Raw genomic sequence first — 2910 nt, 5'->3', positions numbered from 1 at the left:
CCGCGCTCGAAGTAGGCAAGAACGCCGCCCGGTTACCGCTTACGTATCACCTCACTGCTTGGCCGTGCGCGCGAGCTTGTCCATGACGTAGCCGATGACGCATTCGACAATGCAGCCTGGGCAGCGCGCGACCTTGCCGACGAGGCAGAAGCCCTCACGGATTTGCTGCAATCGCTCCCGCAAGACCCCCCGCCGAAGCCTTTGCACGCGATCTGACAACCCGCCCGGATCGCTCCGGGCACGATCACGCCGCCCCTACCTCGACGGAGGGAAAAGCCGGACACCTGGCCGGCCTGGGGTGGCACCTTCTACCAGGACGCCGCAAGGTGGGCGATGACCACAATTCCAAACCCATACCTACACGATGCAGCTGCCCATGTCTGGGCGGATTGCATCAAGGACATGAGCCGCGAGGACTTGCTCGACCTCGCGTCCGGATTGCTGTCTATCCTCGAGGGGAGTTTCGGTCAGCACTGGAACGAGGCGGATGACCTTGTACGAGAGTATCGGCCACATCTTGACACGGTGACGCACGGTCTCGGTATGTCGCCAGACGTTCACGCCTTGCTGGCAACGGCTCAACAGGCGCTCCAAAGTCTCCACAAAGAAGCCGGCGGCGCGAGAGCCGGGGGGCTTTTATCCGGACTCGTGGAAGGTCCGCGAATGGTGGCCTCTATGGGCGGCGATACCAAACGCAACCGAGACCCAAGGCAGAAAGAGAAGGACTACATCCACGAAAAGTGGAAGACCTGGCCCGCCCGACTCGCCGGCAATAAGCGGTACAAATCCGAATTTGCTCGCAAGATGCTGGAGCAATGCAAGCATTTAACCGACGAAAAGACCATAACTGACTGGTGTCGCGAGTGGGAAAAAAATAAATCGGAGTCCTGCTAGCACAAAGGTTTTTTGCTATTCGGATGCGGTAAAAAATCCGTGCTGTCTCAAATAACGACAGGACAGCACAAATGGAATCAGCACACCTTCCCGACGCCGCGCGCCACTTCGACCGCCTGCCCGATTCTGCGCTGGTCGATATTGCAAACGTCCTCGCAGTCACCAGCAAGTCCCGCGCAACGATCTATCGCTGGATCGAGCGCGGACAGTTCCCCAAGCCGCGCAAGATCGGCAACTCTCAAAACCTCTGGTCCGTTGGTGACATTCGCCGCGTCCTCACTGGCAACTGAGGGAGGGCGCAGGCAATGACCGAAAAAGAAAAGGGCGCGATCCCTTTCGAGAGCGCACCCCAAGGGGACACTGCTTCCATTGATTCTATCGCACCTGGACCCGAGCGCGGCATCTATAACCCGCTGACCTGGCGCGCTGACCCAATCGCTTGCAAGCGTGGCGAGATCGGCCGCACCACGCCCGAGGCGCTGGCCTGGCTTGCAATCACCGGCCTGATGATGCTCGCCGGCTGGCTGTGGGGGGCGGCACGATGAACGTCTATCCGATCCTCGACCGACTCGAGAAGGTCCGACAAGTCAAGCCTGATGCCTGGGTGGCGTGCTGCCCCGCACATGAGGACCGTTCGCCAAGTCTCGCCATTGCCGACAAGGGCGACCGCGTGTTGCTGCACTGCTATGCCGGATGCGAGTTCAGCGAGATCGCCGCCGCACTCGGGATGCAGCCTCACGAGTTCTTCGCCGACGGCAAAGCGCCAAAATCCGCCGGCCTGACGTTCGAGGACTTCGACCAGTGGAGCGCGACCGCCGGCAACTACGCAGGGCAAGCCGACTGCGCCGCCGTGTGGCGAAGCATCAAGGAGGACGGCGCCATTCAGGCCGGCACCCTCTACGCAATGGCGAAGTCCGCCGGCTGGCAGGAACACAACGGCCCGCAGCAACGACCGCACCAGACGCGCCAGAAGCCCGCACAAGCGCCGCAGCGCCCCACGCAAGGCCAGCGGTCGCCCTTCGACGTGGAAGGCGCATGGAAGGCCGGAGAGCCTGCGACGGCCGCGCATGGGTACATCACCAGGAAGCAAGGCAACGCCGCCGGCCTGAAGGTGTATCGAGGCCCGGAGCGCATCGCCGGGCAAGCCCTCGACGGCGCGCTGATGGTCCCCGCCTTCGACATGGCCGGCAAGCTGAAAACGGTGCAGTTCATCCCGACCGAAGGGAAGAAGCTGAACGCCCCCGGCCGACAGGTGGCTGGCGCCTTCGTGGTGGGCCGCATCACCCAACCAGGCACCGGGCAGACCATCGCAATCTGCGAGGGCATCGGGCAGGCGTGGAGCTGCAACCAGGCGACCGGATGCGCCGCCGTGGTGAGTTTCGGCGCCGGCCGGATGCAGCACATCGCCCAATCGTTCCGAACTCGTTACCCGGCCGCACGGCTGGTGCTGGTGGCCGATGCGGGAAAGGAGATCCACTGCGCCCGGATCGCAAAGGAGATCGGCTGCACCTGGGTGGAGATGCCCGCCGACAGTCCGCAGAACTTCGACGCCAACGACCTGCACCAGAGGGACGGCATCGAGGCCTTGGCCGCCCTGCTGCGCAACCCGAAAGCACCGCCGCAACGGTTCCGGCTGATGACCGCCGAAGAACTCGCAGCCCTTCCCCCTGTGCGCTGGCGCGTGCGCGGAGTCCTGCCGCAAGAGGGCATCGCCGCGATCTACGGCCCGCCCGGTTCCGGCAAGTCGTTTCTGGCAATCGACATGCTCGCCGCCATCGCAACAGGCCGGCCGTGGTTCAACTACCGCGTGCAGCCTGCCTCTGTCCTGTATGTCGCCCTGGAAGGCGAGCACGGCATCGCGCAACGGGTGCAGGCGCATCAAAGCCGGCACGGCACCGCTGAACGGGTGCGGTTTCTCGCTGCCCCCCTCGACCTGCGCAAAGCCGAGGATCGCGCCGACCTCGCGCGCGAAGCAAAAGCCGCTGGCCTCGCGGGTGGCGTGGTCTGCATCGACAC

The 2910-nt window shown here is 63.9% G+C and carries 4 protein-coding genes; all 4 read left to right on the top strand.

Annotation, left to right across the window (positions count from 1 at the left end; translation table 11 throughout):
- The first annotated feature begins 333 nt into the window (after positions 1–333).
- The gene (locus CGK74_RS14450) at positions 334–894 is read left to right on the top strand and encodes a hypothetical protein (protein WP_133091871.1); all 561 of its coding nucleotides are present in this window, start codon (positions 334–336) and stop codon (positions 892–894) included.
- Between the two features lie 71 nt (positions 895–965).
- On the top strand, positions 966–1184 hold the full coding sequence (locus CGK74_RS14445) for a helix-turn-helix transcriptional regulator (protein ID WP_094269154.1): 219 nt from the start codon (positions 966–968) through the stop codon (positions 1182–1184).
- 15 nt (positions 1185–1199) lie between these two features.
- Positions 1200–1439 (top strand): hypothetical protein, encoded by a 240-nt coding sequence (locus tag CGK74_RS14440; RefSeq protein WP_094269153.1) that lies wholly within the window; start codon positions 1200–1202, stop codon positions 1437–1439.
- Positions 1436–2910, top strand: a 1475-nt coding sequence (locus tag CGK74_RS14435; RefSeq protein ID WP_240498738.1) for an AAA family ATPase, incomplete at its 3' end; no start/stop codon positions are given. The genes CGK74_RS14440 and CGK74_RS14435, both read left to right, overlap by 4 nt.

It is taken from the genome of Thauera propionica, from assembly GCF_002245655.1.
Classification (GTDB): domain Bacteria; phylum Pseudomonadota; class Gammaproteobacteria; order Burkholderiales; family Rhodocyclaceae; genus Thauera; species Thauera propionica.
Note: the sequence above shows the minus strand (reverse complement) of the source record. Positions and strands in the feature narration are given on the sequence as shown.

Bases quoted from the DNA above. Each gene is read 5' to 3' on its own strand.
- CGK74_RS14450 (WP_133091871.1), top strand. From the start codon at position 334: ATGACCACAATTCCAAACCCATACCTACACGATGCAGCTGCCCATGTC.
- CGK74_RS14445 (WP_094269154.1), top strand. From the start codon at position 966: ATGGAATCAGCACACCTTCCCGACGCCGCGCGCCACTTCGACCGCCTG.
- CGK74_RS14440 (WP_094269153.1), top strand. From the start codon at position 1,200: ATGACCGAAAAAGAAAAGGGCGCGATCCCTTTCGAGAGCGCACCCCAA.